This window comes from Myxococcales bacterium, assembly GCA_016703425.1.
Lineage (GTDB): Bacteria > Myxococcota_A > Polyangia > Polyangiales > Polyangiaceae > JADJCA01.
In genome coordinates, this window is record JADJCA010000002.1 from 971,886 (window position 1) to 990,110 (window position 18,225).

General features: G+C 67.7%; 13 protein-coding genes. 6 read left to right on the forward strand and 7 right to left on the reverse strand.

The features are described 5' to 3' along the window. Positions 1–66: 66 nt before the first annotated feature. On the forward strand, positions 67–2,934 hold the full coding sequence (locus IPG50_10585) for a protein kinase (GenBank protein MBK6692638.1): 2,868 nt from the start codon (positions 67–69) through the stop codon (positions 2,932–2,934). A 30-nt stretch (positions 2,935–2,964) separates the two neighbouring features. Here the strand turns inward: IPG50_10585 and IPG50_10590 are convergent, their stop codons facing one another. Then, positions 2,965–4,272, reverse strand: coding sequence for an amidohydrolase family protein (locus IPG50_10590; protein ID MBK6692639.1), 1,308 nt, complete (start codon positions 4,270–4,272; stop codon positions 2,965–2,967). A 217-nt stretch (positions 4,273–4,489) separates the two neighbouring features. Here IPG50_10590 and IPG50_10595 point away from each other — a divergent pair, with 217 nt between their 5' ends. From IPG50_10595 to IPG50_10615, 5 genes are all read left to right on the forward strand, one after another. Then, entirely contained in the window at positions 4,490–5,668 is a 1,179-nt protein-coding gene (locus IPG50_10595) for a response regulator (protein MBK6692640.1), read from the forward strand. Between the two features lie 4 nt (positions 5,669–5,672). Next, the gene (locus IPG50_10600; GenBank protein MBK6692641.1) at positions 5,673–7,757 is read left to right on the forward strand and encodes a GNAT family N-acetyltransferase; all 2,085 of its coding nucleotides are present in this window, start codon (positions 5,673–5,675) and stop codon (positions 7,755–7,757) included. Next, positions 7,754–10,585 (forward strand): hypothetical protein, encoded by a 2,832-nt coding sequence (locus tag IPG50_10605; GenBank protein ID MBK6692642.1) that lies wholly within the window; start codon positions 7,754–7,756, stop codon positions 10,583–10,585. Before IPG50_10600 ends, IPG50_10605 begins: the two co-directional genes overlap by 4 nt. A gap of 81 nt (positions 10,586–10,666) precedes the next feature. After that, a complete protein-coding gene (gene add / locus IPG50_10610) occupies positions 10,667–11,767 on the forward strand; it encodes an adenosine deaminase (GenBank protein MBK6692643.1) in 1,101 nt (366 codons plus the stop codon). 87 nt (positions 11,768–11,854) lie between these two features. Continuing rightward, positions 11,855–13,189 (forward strand): hypothetical protein, encoded by a 1,335-nt coding sequence (locus IPG50_10615; GenBank protein ID MBK6692644.1) that lies wholly within the window; start codon positions 11,855–11,857, stop codon positions 13,187–13,189. A 34-nt stretch (positions 13,190–13,223) separates the two neighbouring features. Here the strand turns inward: IPG50_10615 and IPG50_10620 are convergent, their stop codons facing one another. From IPG50_10620 to IPG50_10645, 6 genes are all read right to left on the reverse strand, one after another. Then, positions 13,224–14,621, reverse strand: a complete 1,398-nt coding sequence (locus IPG50_10620) for a hypothetical protein (protein MBK6692645.1) — start codon at positions 14,619–14,621, stop codon at positions 13,224–13,226. Positions 14,622–14,839: 218 nt separating this feature from the next. After that, entirely contained in the window at positions 14,840–15,598 is a 759-nt protein-coding gene (locus tag IPG50_10625) for a hypothetical protein (protein MBK6692646.1), read from the reverse strand. After that, a complete protein-coding gene (locus tag IPG50_10630; protein ID MBK6692647.1) occupies positions 15,576–16,367 on the reverse strand; it encodes a hypothetical protein in 792 nt (263 codons plus the stop codon). The genes IPG50_10625 and IPG50_10630 overlap by 23 nt, the downstream gene beginning before the upstream one ends. A 41-nt stretch (positions 16,368–16,408) precedes the next feature. Further along, a complete protein-coding gene (locus IPG50_10635; GenBank protein MBK6692648.1) occupies positions 16,409–17,296 on the reverse strand; it encodes a hypothetical protein in 888 nt (295 codons plus the stop codon). Beyond that, positions 17,296–17,883, reverse strand: a complete 588-nt coding sequence (locus IPG50_10640; protein MBK6692649.1) for a hypothetical protein — start codon at positions 17,881–17,883, stop codon at positions 17,296–17,298. The genes IPG50_10635 and IPG50_10640 overlap by 1 nt, the downstream gene beginning before the upstream one ends. Next, on the reverse strand, positions 17,880–18,221 hold the full coding sequence (locus IPG50_10645; GenBank protein ID MBK6692650.1) for a hypothetical protein: 342 nt from the start codon (positions 18,219–18,221) through the stop codon (positions 17,880–17,882). Before IPG50_10645 ends, IPG50_10640 begins: the two co-directional genes overlap by 4 nt. Between the last annotated feature and the right edge of the window lie 4 nt (positions 18,222–18,225).

Sequence of the window (18,225 nt, forward strand, 5' to 3'; positions counted from 1 at the left end):
CCCACGCCGATGGGCGCTGAGTCATAGCCAGGGGTGAGCCGCACGCCCATGGGACGCGGGGGGGACATGTTTCAACAAGGTGAGCTGGTTGGGGACCGCTATCGCGTCGTGCGCCAGTTGGGCCATGGCGGGTCGGCCACGACCTACGAGGCCGAGCTCTTGGCCGATGGACGTCACGTCGCGCTGAAACACATCGGCTTGCGGTCGCTCGACGATTGGAAGGTCCTCGAGCTCTTCGAGCGAGAGGCGCGCGTCCTCGCACACCTGACGCACCCGTCGATCCCGCGCTACATCGATCACTTCTCCCTCGAGACGCCGAATGGGCCGTCGTTCTTTCTCGCTCAGGAGCTCGCACCGGGGCGTTCCCTTGCAGCCTGGCGGCGCGACGGTTGGCATCCCGGCGAAGACGAACTCAAGGAGCTGGCGCTCCGGTTGCTTGAGGTGCTCCGCTACCTTCACGGCCTAAACCCGGCGGTGATTCATCGCGACATCAAGCCGGAGAACGTCCTGCGCGACGACGGCGGCAACCTTTGGCTCGTCGACTTCGGCGCCGTGCGCGACACGCCGAGCTCGACCTTCACGGCAGGGAGCACCATCGTCGGGACCTTCGGTTACATGGCGCCGGAGCAGCTCCATGGCAGCGCCAGGCCTGCTAGCGACCTGTACGGCCTCGGGTGCACGTTGCTCTTCCTCATGACGGGGCGGCCCCCCAACGATCTGCCGCACCGGGAACTCAAGATCGACTTTTCGAAACACGTCTCCACGTCGTCGACGTTTAACGGATGGCTCGAGCGAATGATCGAGCCGGCGCCGGAGCGACGCTTCGCGTCGGCGCACCTCGCGTTGGTGGCGCTGCGTGACGGCAAGGGAAGCGGCACGGCGAAGGCGGCCCCTTCCAAGAAGCGCGTCGCCGTGCTCGCCGTTCTCCTCGCGGTGCTGGCCGGCGCCTCGGTGCCGATCTTGCGAGCCTTGCGCGTTGCCCCCATGCCGGAGGCCGCCGGCCCCAAAGAAGGGGTCCGCGGCATCACGGCGCCGCGGCCACGACTTCCGCGGTACGCGCTGCTGAAGTACGTCTCCGCTTTCCCCGCGCACGTGAGCGCGATCCTCGATATTGGGTTCACCCGCGACGGCAGCGCGCTCCTTACGGCGAGTGTGGATCAGTCCGTCAAACAGTGGAGCGCGCAGAACGGCACCCCGATCCGCGTCTTCGGCAGCCACTCCGACAAGGCAGGCTCGGTCTTTTCCTCGGTCGACGGCCGACACGTCGTCAGCGGTGGCGATACGACCGTGAAGGTTTGGGACGCCGCCACCGGAGCCCTCGTGCGAACGATGAACGCCGGTGGCGCGGTGCGCGCGGCAGCGCTCTCGCCCGATGGCAAGACGGTGGCCGTTGCGCGACTCGACGGTGTCGTCGCCATGGTGGCTTTCGAAGACGGCAAGACGCTTCGCACGCTGGAGCACTCGAAGGCGCGCCTTCATACCGTGGCCTTCAGCCCCGATGGCAGGTTCTTGGCGAGCGCCGGCGACGACAAGCTGATCCTTCTGTGGGACGCAGCCACCGGCGCTCGCAAGGCGACCTTCGGCGGTCACACCAAGACCGTGGGTGAAGTGGTCTTCGCCCCCGACAGCCTGACCTTCATCAGCGCCAGCGACGACCGAACGGCGCGGATGTGGAACGTCGCTGCCGGCCGTGCGCTCCAAACGATGAACCTCCACACGGACGAGGTCTGGGCCGTAGCCTTCTCACCCGACGGCGCCGTCGCCGCGACAGGCGGCAAGGAGGGCAAGATTGGCCTCTGGTCGACCCTCACCGGCAAGCTCCTCGAGGAGCACAACGGCGCCGAGCGCGGCACGTTGGCCATGGCCTTCTCACCCGACGGCTCGCGCCTCGCGACGGCCCATGGAACGGGAAACGTTCGCTTGTGGAACGTGAATGGCAAGCGCAAGACGACGGTGCCAGCCTTCGCAGCGCTCGCCAAAGAGACGACGCCGAGCCCCGCCGAGAGCAAGGAGACCGCGCTCTATGCAGATGCGATGGTGCTCGTCGACGAGTGGCACGGCCGGCCCGAACCCCTCGCCAACGCAGAAGCCAAGCTGAAAGAGGCGCTCACACTGACGCCCACCTTCGCGCTTGCACACGCGGGGTTAGCCCGCATCGCTCTGAAGCGCGCATACGTGGGCGGGAGCGAGTATCGGCCCGAGGGCCTCACGGCAGCGCACGCCATGGCCGACAGGGCATTGGCGCTCGACGCGCGCTGTGCCGAGGCGTTCGTGGTGCGGGCTTGGCTTCATCGCAACGGCGGAGACCTCTCACGGGCCAAAGCGGCAGCTGCCGAGGCGGAGAAGCTCGCGCCCACAGCTCCGAGCTACCTGCTCCTCAAAGCCGACCTCATGAGCAAGGGCGGCGACCTGGACGGTGCGGAGGCCCTCCTCGGACGACTTATCACCACCACCAAGGACCGCACCGTAGCCGCGCGCGCCTACGGCACGCTCGATACCATCTATCGCGAGCGGGACGACGCGCCGGCTTTGGACCAAGTCTACCGGCGCGTCGTCGACTTGGAGCCGGAATCGGCGTGGGCAAAGGGGAACTACGCAAACTTCCTCGTAGACAATGGCAACTTCGACAAGGCCCTCGAATACGGCCAGGCAGCGCTGCGCCAAATGGACTACGGGGCGGGCCGCCGCACGGTGGCACAGGCACACACCGGCAAGGGCATCGAGCTCTTGTGGGATCAGGGCGACCTCGAAGGCGCGAAGCTCGCGTTCTCCCGCGCCGCGGCCATGGACGACACGTACTTCCTCGCGCACTACGGGCTCGCCGCTCACGCGCTCGCGGTCGGCGACCGAGACCAGGCCAAGCGACACCTCATGCTGACGTTGGCCCAGAAGGCCGACTACGCTCCCGCAAAGACGCTCTTCGATTCGCTCTAAATCGCGCTGGGCGAGCTCGACGTCGAATCGCTACAGGCGAGCGCGGCCGCGGAGCTTCTTCGCTTGCTCCCGTGCGCGACCGAGAACGCGATCGCGATCGAGCCGCTGATGCTCGCCGAAGCGGACAACGTGGTCGCCGTCGACGAACACGTGCCGTACATCGCGCGACGTACACCCGTAGACGAGCCGCGAGTAGACGTCGCCGCCCGGCTCGACGTGTGGCCCTTCGAGGTCGACCACGATGACGTCGGCACGTTTTCCCGCTTCGAGGGTGCCGATCCGGTCTTCGAGGCCGAGGGCCCGGGCCCCGTCTTTGGTGGCGAGGCGAAGCGCGCGCTCGGCGGGCAGCGTCGTCACGCCGGTCCTCACCTTTGCGAGGAGCGCTGCGTGCCTGAGCTCGACGAAAGGATCGAGGTTGTTGTTGCACGGCGCACCGTCGGCACCGAGGGCGAGTGGAACACCCAAGCGATCGAGCTCGGCGACGCGGGCGATGCCGGACCCGAGCTTCAGGTTCGCGCTCGGACAATGGACGATGCGCGTCTGATCGCGGGCCACATCGCGCGCCTCTTTGTCGGTGAGCTGGACGCCGTGAGCGAGGATGGCGTGAGGCCCGGCGAGGCCGTAGCGACGCAAGATCGCGATGTCGTCGTCGCCGAGAGCCGCCTTCACCGCTTTGCGCTCCCCTTCGTGTTCAGCCACGTGCGAGTGAACGAGCGCGCCGCTCGCGAGGGCCCGCTCCACGGCGCCGCGAATGAGCTTCTCCGTGCACGAAAGGATGAAGCGCGGCGCGTACGCGTAGGAGAGGCGCCCTTCTCCCCGCCCCGTCCACCTCTGAGCCAAGGCCTCGCTCTCGTCGAGGCTCGACCGCGTGGCTTCTTTGAGCCCCTTTGGCACGCCCTCGCCGGCATCCATCATCGTCTTGCCGCCGACGGCGCGAACGCCGCCCTTGTCGCACGCGTCGAAGACGGCGTCGTAGTGGTGCACGGTCCCCATATCGAGGACCGTCGTCGTCCCTGCGAGCATCATCTCGAGGAGGCCAAGCTCGGCGCTCGCGGCGAGCGACGACTCATCGTGGGCCGCCTCAAGAGGCCAGATGCGGGTCTTCAGCCACTCGAGGAGCGGCATGTCGTCGGCCATGCCGCGAAAGAGCACCTGGCACAAATGAACATGCGCTTGCACGAAGCCTGGGAGGACGGCGGCTCCCCGCGCCTCGACGACGCGACTGAGCCCCCTCTTGCCGGCCCGCGTGGCCCGGAGCTCGGGCCCGTCGCCGACCTCGACGATCGTGGTCCCTTCAATGAGCAGGTCTCCGACGAGAACGCGCCCGTCGGCGTCCATCGTGACGAGCGTGCCGTCCCGCAAAATCGTGCGCACGGACGGAAAACTAACACGGGCGGCGCCGCGGCCCCAAAAGCCGGCGGAGGCGCGCCCGCCGGGCTTTCCCGCGACCCGCAGGCCGTTCGAGGGCCCGTGTCTCCCAAAGGGAACACTCGCCCCCGCGACGCCTCCTCCCTTCGGACCTTGACCCGGGCCACGGTAGGGATAGAACGCGCAGGTGGGCGCGACCGGCCAGCGGATCTTGGTGATCGACGACAGCCCGACGCTGCGGCTCGTGGTCACGGGAATCCTCGAGCGGGCGGGCTTCGAAGTCATCGCCGTCGCCAGCGGAGAGCACGGCCTCGACGTGGTGCGGCGCGATGCGTTCGATCTGATCCTCGTCGACTTCGTGATGCCGAAGATGAACGGCTTCCAGTTTTGCCGTGCGCTTCGACAGGAGCACGCGGCGACGGCCCCGCCGGTGGCGCTCATGAGCGCCAAGGCCGACAAGATCCGCGACCGCTTCGTGGCGCACACCGGCGCCGTGGACGCGATCAGCAAACCGTTCGACGCACGAACGCTCTCGCGCTTCGTGGAGCGCGCTCTCGAGCGGGCCCGAAGCGGCGCGACCACGCGCCCCACGGCGCCGACCATTCCACCGGCCGACGAAGCCGTGTCGGCGACCACGACCTTCGCCGGCGATCTCCGCGGCGTGAGCGTCGGTTCGGTCCTCCAGCTTCTCCACATGGAGAGCGCCTCCGGCGTACTCTCCGTCGAGAGCCCGACGAGCGAGGTCCGCGTCGTGATGCGCGGTGGCACCATCGCGCGAGCCATGGCGCGGGGCGCGGCCGGTGAGTTCCGTCTCGGCCGCTTCCTGGTCAAAGAAGGGCGCGTCACGCAAGAAGACATCGAGCGCGCGCTGCACCCCTCCCCCGACGACTCCGCGGCCTTCGCCATTCGTCCGCGCCTCGGAGACGCGCTGCGCGCGGCAGGAAAGATTTCCGAGCGCGAGCTCGTCGACGCCATTTCGAAGCAATCAAGCGAGCTCATCTACGAGGTCCTTCGCTGGAAGTCGGGGCGTTTCGCCTTCCGCTCGGGTCTCGAAGACACCGATCAGCGCGAGCCCCATCTCGGCCTGCCGGTCTCCGCCGTCATCATGGAAGGCTTCCGCCGCGTCGACGAGTGGCGGCTCCTCGAAGCCAAGCTCGGCGACTTCGACGAACTGCTCGTGGTGGACACGAAAGCGTTGGAGGCGCGCGGCGCAAAGACGGCCGACGAGGAGACCGTCCTTCACGCCCTCGCGGAGGCGCGCTCGGTGCGCGACATCGTCACGGCGAGTCACCTCTCGAGCTTTGACGCGTGCAAGATCGTCTGTCAGCTCCTCGACGCGCGACTCGTCCGTCGCCAAGCCGCCTGACCCGATGTCCGACGAACTGCGTCGGCTCCTCGCCTACGAGATCGAGAAGCGCGTCGCCCCCCTGGAGGTCGGGCCCGCCGACGCCGACGGCGCGCTCCTCGCTGTGGTCTCGCTGAAGGGCTCGGCAGGGCTCGCCGGCGAGGCGGGCCTGGCCGCGAGCTTGACCCGCCTTGAGGTGCGGCTCCGCAGCGGCGACGCGACCGCCGTGGCCGCCGCCGTGGCGCTCCTGAGGCGAGCCGCACAGCGCATCAAGGAAGGGAGCGCCGCTGTGCCAGACAACTGGCCCGTCCCTCCCTTTGACCTCGAACCCGGCGAGATCGACCCCGACGTTCGTGGGCCCTATCACTCGGAGGTCAAAGACCGACTCGCAGCGCTCGATCTCTGCCTCAGCGGCGACGACGACGTCATCGAGAAGGTGCGCGTAGCGTTTCGGCACGTGCACACGCTAAAGGGCGCCGCCAGCGCCGTCGGCGATGAGCCCATGAGCTGGTTCTGTCACGGCCTCGAGGAGCGGCTCCGCGACGTGACGGAGGATGCTCGCGCCAAGCTCGCGCTCTTGGAAGTGAGCAAGGTGCGTGGCGTCTTGGGCGCGATGGCCGAGGCGCCAGCGGCGACGCTTCGTCGTCTCAGAGATGAAGTCGAGAGCCCGCCGTCGAGCGGAGCGCTCAAGGACGCTTCTTCCGATGACGAAGGCAACGACGCCACCGTGCGCGTCGCCACCGAGAACATCAACGAGCTGCTCTCGCGAATCGACGGGCTAGGGACCATGCGAGAAGAGCTCGATCGACAGGCCCGGCGCGCGAGGGAAGCCGCGCGCCGCGTGCGTGCCATCCGAGCGGAGGGCGCGCACGCGACGGCCGGGACGGCCGACCGACGAGAAGCCATCGACCGCGCCTTGGCGACGCTCGGCGACGACCTCGACGCTATGGGCGGAGAGCTGCGGCACGCGGGCGACGCCTTCGGCACCGATCTTCTCCACGTAAAGCGCCTCGCCGGCGTGCTTCGAACGACGAGCATGGGCTCGATCTTCGATCGCGTCGCCGCCGTCGTCGAAGCCGAAGGAAGGCGCCTCGGTCGCGAGGTCAGGACTCGAGCGACGGGCGACGAAGAGCTCATCGACAGGCGCCTCACAGAGCGCCTCGTGGAGCCCTGCATGCACATCGCACGCAACGCCGTCGCCCACGGCATCGAGGCGCCGGAGGTCCGCCGCGCCGCCGCGAAGGACCCCATCGGCACCATCACGCTCACGGCGAAGCGCGCTGGAGACAAGCTCTCGGTGACCATCGCCGACGACGGTGCCGGCGTCGATCTCTCGCGCGTCAGGGCCCACGCCGTCGCCCGGGGCGTGCTCACAGAGGAGCGCGCCGAGGCCGAACCCGACGCGCAGATCCTGGCCTTGCTCCTGCGGCCTGGGTTTTCGCTGCGGCAAGCGCCCGACCTCCTCGCCGGCCGCGGCATCGGCCTCGACATCGCGCTCCACGGCATTCGAAAGCTCGGCGGGAGCCTCAAGCTCATGAGTCGCCCGGGGCAAGGATTCTCTGTGCGCCTCGAGCTGCCTACCGACCCCGCCGTGAGCGGCCTCCGCGTCGAGCGCATGACGGAGGATGATCTGCCGGCCGCCATCGAGATCGTCGAGCTCACCGGAACGCGTCCCGCCGATGAGCAGCGGCAGGTGGCGGCGACGCGCCTCCGCGAAGAACTCGGGCGTCCGTGGTCTCGCGTGCGAGTCGTGCGCAGTCCTGCCGGTGAACTTTTGGCGATGCTCGTGGCGTGGCAAGTCGCCGACGAAGTGCACGTCCTCGACGTCGTCACGCGCGCTTCTTGGCGCAGGCGTGGCTTGGGCCGTGCTCTCATGAACGAGCTCGTCGCATTTGCCAAGGGCCTGCCGGTCCGGCACATTCTCCTGGAGGTGCGTCGGTCCAACGCCCCCGCCATCAAGCTGTATCGAAGCCTCGGTTTCTTCGCGACCAACGTCCGGCGTCGCTATTACGACGACGGCGAGGACGCCGTAGAGATGCGACTCGTGTTCGACGAGACCTCCCGCGAGATTCGCCTCCTGGCCGACGAAATCCCCATCGAAAACCCATGAGCAAGAAGCCCCTCGCCTGCGCCGCCCTCGCCTCGCTCTTCTTCACCTCGGCGCCGGCGGCGGCACAGGGGGCACCCTCGCGGCCTTTCGCCGCCCCGCCACCGACCAGCCCCGCGCCCGCGCCCGCGCCCGCGAAGGGCACACTCGCGGAAGGCGAAGAGGCGCTCCGCGCGAGCGACTATGGCAAGGCCAAGGCCACCCTCGGGGCCATTCAGGGCGACCTCAGGCCGGCGGCGCTCGTGGCGCTCGCGCGCGCAGAGTTCGAGACGGGACGATTCGCGGAAGCTTTGGCGCGCGCGAAGGAGGCGGAAGCCAAGCCGGCTCAGCGCGCGGCCGCGGCGTGCGTGCGCGCGGAGGTCCTCATGGCCACCGGCAAGCTCGACCTTGCCATGACTGTCCTCGCGAGCGTCGCCAAGGAGAGCGGCACGGCGAGCCTCCGCGCGAAGTGGCTCCACGGCGCAACGCTCTTGGCGGCGGGCCGCCGCGTCGACGCCGAGGCGAAGTTGATGGAGGTCATCGACGCCTACGACCAGATGGCCCCAACCGACGCCGAGGGATTGTTTCTCGTTGGCGCATCGGCCCACCTCATGAGGAGCCCGAAGGACGCCAACCAAGCGTTCAACGAATCAGAGAAGGCCGACAAGAAGAACGTCGAGCTGCTCTTGGCACGGGCCGAGCTGTTCCTCGACAAATACGATCCGGGGCACGCGGCCGAGGTCGCCGAAGAAGCGCTCGCGCTCGCCCCCAACCGCGCCGATGCCCTGGCCATGGTGGCGCGCGTGAAGCTGGAGCAGGCGCTCGACTTCGCTGCCGCCGAGCGCCTCGTCGACAAGGCGCTGGCCGTTCACCCGACCCACGGCGGCGCCCTCGCGGTGCGCGCCGGCCTCGCGCTCCGCGACCTCGACATCGCGGGCGCCGAGAAATGGATCAAGCGCGGCCTAGACACCAATCCGCGGGACCTCGAGCTGCTCAGCTTGAAGGCGACGGCACGCTTCCTGAGCGACGACCGAGGCGGCTACGAGGCGGCGAAGAAGCAGGTCTTGAGTCTCAACAAGGAGTACTCGAGGTTCTACGGCATCGCCGCGGAGTACGCCGAATGGGAGCACCGCTACGACGACATCGTCACGATGATGCGCGAGGCGACGAAGGTCGACCCGAAAGACGCCAAGGCGTGGGCACAGCTCGGTGTCATGCAGATGCGCTCCGGCGACGAAGCCGCTGGCCTTCTGGCGCTTAAGCAAGCGTGGGCCCTCGACCGCTTCAACGTGCGCGTCTTCAACACGCTCAACCTCTACGAGAAGTCCATCGCCACGGACTATGAGACCAAGACCGGTGGCGTCTTTCGCATTCGCTACCCGAAGGCCGAACGTGCGCTCTTGGAGCGCTACGTGCCGCGCATGCTCGACGAAGCATGGGCCTCCATGAAAGCCCGCTACGCGTTCGTCCCCAAGGAGCCCGTCACCGTCGAGCTCTACGAGAGCCGAGAACACTTCTCGGTCCGCACCAGTGGCCTCCCGAACGTGGGCATCCAGGGGGTCTGCTTCGGTCGCGTTCTCGCTTCCATGACGCCTCGCGGCGAGCCCTTCAATTGGGGCAACGTCTTGTGGCACGAGCTCGGCCATGTCTTCGCCATCGAGCTCTCGAAGAGCCACGTCCCCCGCTGGTTCACCGAGGGTCTCAGCGAATACGAGACCATCGTGAGGCGGCCCGAGTGGCGGCGCGAACAAGATCCCGATCTCGCGTTGGCGCTCCGCCGGGGCTCGTTGCCGAGCGCCGTCGACATGAACCGAGCCTTCACGCACGCCAAGAGCGGCGCCGACGTAACCGTCGCCTACTACGCCTCGAGCCAACTCCTCGTGTACACGGCGGAGACCTTCGGGATGGACCGCATCGCCAGCGCACTCCGCGCCTGGGGCGAGGGCCTCGTCACGGAGGACGTGTTGAAGCGAGCCTTCGGCGTCACCGCCAAGGCCTACGACGACGGCTTTCGCGCCTGGCTCAAGCAGCGGCTCGTGCGCTACGAAGGGCAATTCATGATGGACGATCGCGCCGAGCCGCTCGACCTTGCGAAGGCGCTCGCGGAGAAGTCCCCCGCGAACGCCGACGCACGCGTGGGCTATGCGCTCTCGCTGCTCCACGCGCGGAAGCTCGCGGAGGCCAAGGTGGAGCTCGGGGCGGCGCTCGCAGCCGCGCCGTCGCACATGGCCGCGCACTTTCTGTCGGCAAAGCTCGAGAAGGAGCCCAACCTGCGCGAGGTTCACCTGCGAGCGATCCAGAAGGCCGGCGGCGACGGCTACACGGTGCGCATGGCGCTGGCCGAGCTCGCGGAGATGCGCAAGACGCCCGCGGCGGCGCGAAACGACCTGCTCGCGGCGCATCGCTTCGATCCATCGCAGGCCGATCCGCTCCGGGCCCTCTACGAGCTCGCGCACGAAGCGAAACAGGCGGATGAGGAGCTGTCGATTCTGAGGAAGCTCGCTCCCCTCGAGCAACACGATCGCAAGCTCTGGCGCGCCTACCTGGAACACCTCGTCACGCGGAAGGCCTGGGACGAGGCACGCCGCGTGGGTGAGGCCGCGGTCTTCGTGGACATCGCGAGCCCCGACACCCACTTCGCGTACGGTCGCGCGCTGGCGGCCGTAGGCGACTCGAAGGGCGCGATCTTCGAGCTGGAGACGGCCGTGCTTGCGGGGCCGAAGCCGCCCCTCTTGGCGCAGATCCATGAGGCCCTCGCGGCGGTCCATCGAACGCTCGGCCAGACGAGCGAGGCCGTGCGGCACGACGACGAGGCCAAGAAGGCGCGCGCCGCCGGTCCCCCAAAGCCCTGAATCTCGCGGGATTCGAGCGACTTCGGCCTTGCGCGCCGGTCCTTTCATGACACCCGTCGGAAGGGTGCTATACGGACGCCGATGAACGGGCCGTACAGCATCGAGACGATTCAGCGCCTCCCGAAGACCGACCTTCACGTGCACCTCGATGGCTCGCTTCGGCTGGGCACGATCCTCGACCTCGCCGAGAAGCAGCGCGTCGAGCTGCCGGCGAGCGACGAAGACGGCCTTCGGAAGGCCATGCGCCTCGGCGAAAACTGCGGTTCACTGGTCGAATACCTCCGCGCCTTCGAGATCACCCTCAAGGTGCTTCAGACCAAGGAGGCGCTCGAGCGTGCGGCCTACGAGCTCGCGGAAGACGCCGCCCGAGAGAACGTTCGATACATGGAGGTGCGCTACGCCCCCATGCTCCACACGCGGCGCGGGCTCAAGCTCACGGCCGTCGTTGAGTCAGTGCTCGCCGGCTTGCGCGCCGCTCAGGCCGACTTCGGCATCGAGTCGAACATCATCATCTGCGGCATTCGCAACGTGTCCGCCGAGAGCTCCCTCGAGATGGCGGAGCTGTGTGTAGCTTACAAGAACCGCGGCGTGGTCGGCTTCGACCTAGCGGGCGCCGAGTATGACCACCCGGCGAAGCACCATCGGGCGGCGTTCCAGCTGGTACGCGACAACAACATCAACGTGACCATTCACGCCGGCGAGGCCTACGGGCCTGAGTCGATCGCCCAGGCGATCCACATTTGTGGCGCCCACCGCATCGGACACGGCTGCCGGCTACGCGAGAACGGCGACCTCCTCCATTACGTGAACGATCACCGCATCGCGCTCGAGTGTTGCCCCAGCTCCAATGTTCAAACGGGCGCCATTCGTGATCTGGCGAGCCACCCGCTCAAGCTCTATTTCAGCCTGGGTCTGCGCGTGACGGTGAACACCGACAACCGGCTCATCACCGACACGACGGCGTCGAAGGAGCTTTGGCTCTGCCACTCTCAGATGGGCATGACGCTGGGCGATCTGAAACAGGTCATCCTGAACGGCTTTAAAGCCGCCTTCCTGCCCTTCCACGTCAAACAGCAATACCTCCGCAAGGTGAGCGCCGAACTCCGTGATTTCGCCGAAACACCAGACAGCGTGCCGCCTCCGGCGAAGGCGGCCAGTGGCTCGCCGAGCCGCGTAAACTAGCGCCGCCTTCCGCACCGCCGAGGGAGGCGTGGGCGTGCGGCGCTTTTCCTTGCGCGCCCGTCGCCGCTGCGAGATACGGGGGGCGCCATGTTGCGAACGCTCGCCCTCGGTTCGGCTTTCTGCTTGATTCTCACCTCTTGCGGCGGCGCCCCGAAGCGCTGGGGCGGCGGCGGAGGCGGCGCGTCGGAAGGCAAAGGCGGCAAGCCGGCGCCAACGGCACCGAAGGTCGACTACGGCGCCCTCGGCGAACGCGAGGTATCCGGCGCATACCCGGTCCACCCGGTCAACGCCTTGGGCGGTGCGCTCACCGGGCAGCTTCAGGCGACCGCGCCCCCCGACCTCCGCACCGGCGCCTCCGGCGACGGCACGCCGCAGACGCAGCTGACGTTCCGCATCGGCGCCGGCGGGCCCATGGTCTGTTGGGTGCGCGGCGCGCGCACGGACGCAGGGACGCTCCTCCAGAACCACCTCGATGAGGTGAAGAAGGAGATGGAAAAGCACGGCGTCAAGGGCCAGCTCCAGACGCCCGAAATCGCCGTCGAGGTCGAAGGCAACCACCCGGTTCTCTACGCCGACGTCCCCGTCGTTGTCGCCGGCGCGAACAACGAAGAAAAGCGCGGTCTCATCAAGCTCGGCGTCTCCACGCGCGACGGTGGCTCGCTCTTGTGTATGCACGACGAGGTCGGCTACCGGAAGACCTTCCGTCGGATCGTGGGCGGCTTCGTGACGTCCCTCACGGTGGCGGGCGATCGTCCGCAGCCCGTCTACACCGAGATCAGCATCGCGAAGCTTGAGGGCAAGACCATTGGTTTCGCCGAGCTCTACGAGTTCGTGGAGCCCACGCAGATTCGGACCGTGCAGGTGCTGACGTCCGCGACGACCAAGCGCGTCGACGGCAAGACCGCCTGGACCGTGTCAGACTCCGTGAGGGCCACGTTCGCGACGCCGAAGGGCGAGGTCATCTCAATCAAGAGCATGACGGTGGCCAACAAGAAGCAGGTCACCTCGGTGGAGCTGAAGCGCGGCAAGGGCCCCTTGGACTACGTCTACGAGGGAGTCGTCAACGGCACGAAGGTGAAAGGAAGCTTCTCGACGCCCCGCCTCATCGAGACGGAGAGCTCCTTGGCCGTGCGCGCGCAGCAGGTCGCGTCCGGCAAAGCGAAGGACCTCAAGTACCTAGCGTACGATGAGGAGCAGCGCGTCGAAGGGCCGCTCGAGATCACGGTGACGCGGGAAGATCCCAAGACGCTCAGCCACAAGGCCGACGACGGTCGCGTGTGGACGACGTCGATCGACGCGCTCGGCTTGCCGGAGCGCGTGATGCACCCTCGTGACAAGGCTGGCGAACGCCTCATCATCGAGCGCGCCTACTCTCAGGGTCAGCCCTCTGCGCTGGCGCCGGCGAAGAAGCCGCAGCCCTGATCGCGTCCGAGTGCGTGCGCTTTAGCGCCGAGCCTTAGAGCGACTGGCCGATCTGCGATTCGACGGCGGCGTAGTCGCGCGCGGCGGCTGCCACGTCAGCAGACTTGCCGGTGGCCTTCGGGGCCTCGGGCTTCTCGACCTTTTCGGGCTTTGGCTTGGCGGCCACGGGCTCGGGCTTCTCGGCCCTTTCGGGCTTCGCCTTCGCGACGGGCTCCGGCTTCTCCACCGGCTCCGGCCGCGCGACGCGCGCCGGACGGCGTTCCACCGGCTTCTCGACCTTGGCTTCCACCGGCTTTTCGGAGGCCTTCTCCGCGAGCTTCTCGACGGCGGCCTTCTCTGGCGCAGCAGCCGCGGGCTTCGTCGGCTCCACCGGCTCAACGTTCGCCTCGACCTTCGCCTCGACCTTCGGCGCTTCGGCCACCGGCGCCTCGACCTTCTGAGGCTCCTTGGCCGGCTCTGCGGGGACCGTGACGCGCGGCGCGAAGCCGACCTCCGGCGTGGCTGGCGCCGCTGCCGGCGCGGCGGCCGTCTGAGCGAACGAGAACTTCGCGCCGCCCGTGGCGACACGAGCCCCCGCCACGCCCACGAAGACGCCAAGCGCCGTGAGCGCGGCCGCCCACGCGACGAAACCGCCCTTGCGCTCGACGCGTTGGGGCCGGGTCGTCACGCTTACGGCGACAGGATCCTTCTTCCGATTCGCCTGACCGGGCAACGGCGCCGGCAAAGACGCAGCCGACTTCACCGGCGGCGGCGCGAGGCTGGCGGGCTTCGACGTCGGGGGAGGCGGAACGGACTTGAACGGGTCGGCCTTCCTGCCGTCGGAGGGCTCGAGACGAGCGGTCGCCTCGAAGGGATTCACTGCGTGGCGTTGCTTGGGCTCGCTCTTCGATTCCTTCGAGTTGGCCCTGGCCGGCGCCGGGTCATCAAGCGCGTCGAGCTGAAAGACGGGGCCAGGAGCAGGCGTCGAGGCCTTCTGCTTCGCGAGCTCTTCCTTCAGCGTCGCCTGAATGTCCTTCACGAACATCGCCGTCGGCGTCTCCATCTCGAGGCGCGCGTCGATGACGACCCCGCTTGCGACGCTTGCGACACTGGCGCTGCTTCGCGGCTCGCTCTTGCCGACGAGCGGCGGCTCCGCCGGGCCGCGCGAAGAGGATGCAAGGGGCATCGCCGAGGGGCTCGGGGGTGCGGACGTAAAGACGTCGTTCTCGACGCTGCCGACGCGCTTCGGATCGGCCGCCGCCAGGGCCACAGTGCGATCCTCGGAAGCGTCGGCGCCGTAAGCCTCGTCTTCCGCCGCGACGAGAGTCTTAGGCGCGCCGGGCGCTCGCTGCGGAACACGAATCGGCTCCGGTGGGACCGAGCCGAGGGGAGACTTCTCGACGAGCGTTCCGTCCGCCAATCGCTTGAGCCCGTTCGTGTTGAGACGGGTCATGACGATCAGGTCCTTGGGGTCTTTCGGAGGCGGCTGGGATTGCATTTGGCCGAGGGGCTCCTTCGTGAAGCTCCAATGATGCATCGGCCGCGCCACGCTTGGCGAGGGAACGAACAAGGCAAAAGCTGCGAATTCGGGGCCCCCTGAACACGCGCCTTGCCACGGAGCGGGGGAGGTCTCCCCCGCAGAGGGGCGCCGAGCCCGCTTCGACGCGGAAATTACCTGCCGACAGCGCGATATTGCTCGCGAAGACGAAACGCGCCGGTGTCCGCGGTGCGGGTTGCGCTCACATCCACCGCATAGTTCGTGAAACGAAACTCCGCGGTTGTCACCTTGAGGCCAGCCCCCGCAAAGTAGGCGGGGGACAGCTCGCCGATCAGCGCCGAGCGCGGCCCAACACGGGCCTCGACGTCGCGAAGCAGATGCTCGAGGGCCGACGCCACCGCCTCCGGCTCGGCCGCGCGCATGACGTCGAGCGCCACAACACGCTCGCCCGGATCGAAACGCACGAGCACGTCGCTCGCGACAGGCAACGCTCCAGCGCCGAGCGCGGCGCCGGGCACGTCGGCGCAGCGCAGGGCTGTCCGCTCTTGCGCGTCGTCGCAACGGACTTTCGTAGCGAGCGCCCACGACGTCACGTCGCTGCGCGTCGTCGCGCCAATAACAAACGGTCCTGCGCTGCGCGACTTGGGTGCCGCCTCTCCGGCGAGGACGAGCGACGAGCTCGCGCGGTGGGCTTCGATCTCTTGGGGGGTTAGACCTTTGAGGGAGACGGGGCAGCCGGGAGCGGCGGCCCCAAAGAGACCGCCGAGAAGCCGTTTGCCAGGCCCGACGTGGCCGAGACCGATGAGAGCCACGCTAGCGGCCGCGGCACCAACGAGCCACGAAGCCACGCGCCGCGCCGTTGTTCGTCGCGCTCCCGCGGCGGGAGCGAGCACGGCGCCGGGCGCCGGCTCAGCCGCCGTCGTCGGATGCATCTTGCACGGGTGTCCCGGTGTCGGGCGCCGCGTCGCTGACAACGGGCGCATCGGTGCCGGCGTCGATCACCGGGATGATGTAGCCACCGTCCGGGATGCACGCGACCGGTTGGCCGCCGGCAGGAGTGAACGTTCCTCCGGCGCACGTGCAATACGTGTTGGTGGTGTTGCCGGCGCGCGGCGCAACGTCGCCCTGGTAGCCGAGGAAGACGCTGCGAATTTTCGCGAGCTCATCGTCAGTGAGTCCAGCGGCTTTGAACTGCGCGACGGCGGCCTCGAGGTAAGCCTGGAAGTCGGCCTGGTTGAGGCCCTGCTTGCCTTCGATGCTGGTGATGTCGTCGTGCGCGTTGCCCATGGACCGGCAATTCTGGCCAGACGACGACTTCGAGCCCGCGTAGACGACCCCCGGACAGCCGAAGGCTTCTTGGAGGTGGCGACGCATGCACTCCACAACGTGGGTGCGTCCACCGCCCGCGAGCCGCGAGAAGTAGATTCCGATGCGGCAGTCGGCCTGGGCCGCGGCCATGATTTTGTCCGAAAGCGTTCCGACGCCGCCGGGTCCGCCAACCTTTGCGCACAGGCCGGGCACGGTCGTGGGAGCGTCGCTACCGCCGGACGCGTCAGTCGCAGTCGATGTCGTGGCGTCGGTGCCACCGAACTGCTTCTTGCCGGTGCCGGCCTCTTCGTCCTCGACGTCGCAGGCGAAGACCAAGGCACCGGCCGCCACGATCGGGGCAACCATCACTACGACACGCGTCAAAGCCTTCATGCAAACCTCCTAAGCAGCGATGCCCGTTGCAGTTCCCGGCGTTACTTCTTGCCGCCGTCGGCGCCGCCGTCGGGTTGGTCACCCACGCAATTGCCGCTGCTCATGTTGGTGAGCGTCTCGTTGACGTAAAGCGTGAGGTTGTTGGTCTGCTCCGTGGACAACGTGTAGCGCGGGTGCGAGTTCGACTGGGGCTGCTGCGCTTCAGTGCCCTTGTCCATCAGCCGTCGAGAGCCTTCAAGGCCATCGAAGCTACCAGAGGAACTCACACGCCCTACGACGAGCTTCTGGATGTAGGGATACTGCGTGAACTTGGCGAACGTTTCGGCGCTGTTTTCGCTCAGCCACAGAGAGGACTGACCGACGACGTGACATGAGAAACAGGGGCCGGTATTCCCCAGCGTCGCGACCGTAGCCACTTCGTTGAGCTTGAGCTCCATCCAACGCTTGTAGCTCATGCACTCGCCGAACTTCTTGAAGCCTTCACGGAGGTTCGCGGGCTTGCCGGTGTCGCCGGAGAGCTTTCGCGCGTTGACCTCCATTTTGAGCCACTTGTCGACGAGCTCGCCCTGGGCGTCCGTGAACCCGGGCCCGCTGTGGAGCCCCTTCTGGCGAAGCGGGCTCGAGGTTGGCGCCGCGATGTACCCCGAGATGCCCTCGATGGCGTTGTACGACCCCTCACCCGAGTCCGAGAGATAGATCGGCGCACCGCGCTGGCCCTTGTCGTGGCAGCCGTTGGCGCAGTTCTTCTGAAGGTTCGGGTAGACGCTCCCGACGAAGAACGCCTTCGCTTCGGCGATGCTGCTGCTGCTGCCGCCGCCCGAAGACGAACCGGACTTCGTCGGCGCCTCCTCCTCCGAGGAGCAGGCGACGAGCGCCGCCGCGGCCAGACCCATGGTCAATAGGAGCGAGCTCCCGCTGAGCGTCTTCATCAGTCCTTACCTCCGTCTCGGGGGCCGGCGTCTTGCACCAGCGTGGGAACGCCCGTCTGACAAGTCCCGCCAGCCAAGTTCTGAAGCGTCGTCTGAATGAAGAACGTGATCCCCTCCTGCACGTTCGGAGCGAGGCCAAAGGTCGGGTGGCAGTCCAACTTGCCGTCAGGACAGATCTCGTTGGACTTGTCGACGAAGCGATTGGCGGGGATCAGCTTCTCGAAGGCCCCGGAGCTGTTGACCTGCCCAACGACGAACTTCTGGATGAACGGAAACTCCTTCGACTTGTCGAAGAACTGACGCGACGCCGGGGGCAGGTACGCGCCGCCTTGGCCCGTCGCGTGGCAACCCATGCAGGGCCCCTCGAGGTCCGTCTGGGAGAAGGGCAAGTCACCGACGCGGTAGTAGTTCCAGACGTCGAAGTTCATGCAATCGGCGAAGGCCTTGTAAGCCTCCGCAAGCGTGGGCGCCACTTTGAGTCCGCCTTCAAGGCCGCGCGCCGTCGCTTCTAGGTTCAGCCACTGCGTGAGGAGCGCGCGGAGCTGCGGCGTCATCGAGATCGTCTTGTCCTGGTGGAGGTGGTTCACCAGTGGACTGCGGCCGGGCCCAGCGATGAGACCGGCCGACCCCTCGATGCGCGCGTACGTGCCGTCGGCCGTGGCCGCCAAGAAGACCGACCCCCCTCCCCGTTCCCGGAGTGACAGCCGCCGCAACCGCTCTTGAGGTCGGTCTTGTCGCCGCGGGTGTTGTCGTAGACGCGTTCGATGAAGAAGTTCTTGGCCTCAAGGCCGGCCTCGGACTGTGTCGCGCCACCGACGGGTTCTTTCTTCTCAGCAGCCTCTTCGGTCGCGCAGCCGGCGGCGGCGAACACGCCACCGACGGCCACCGCCGTGAGCAAAGCAAAGGACGATGCAAAGCGGGTCATGCGA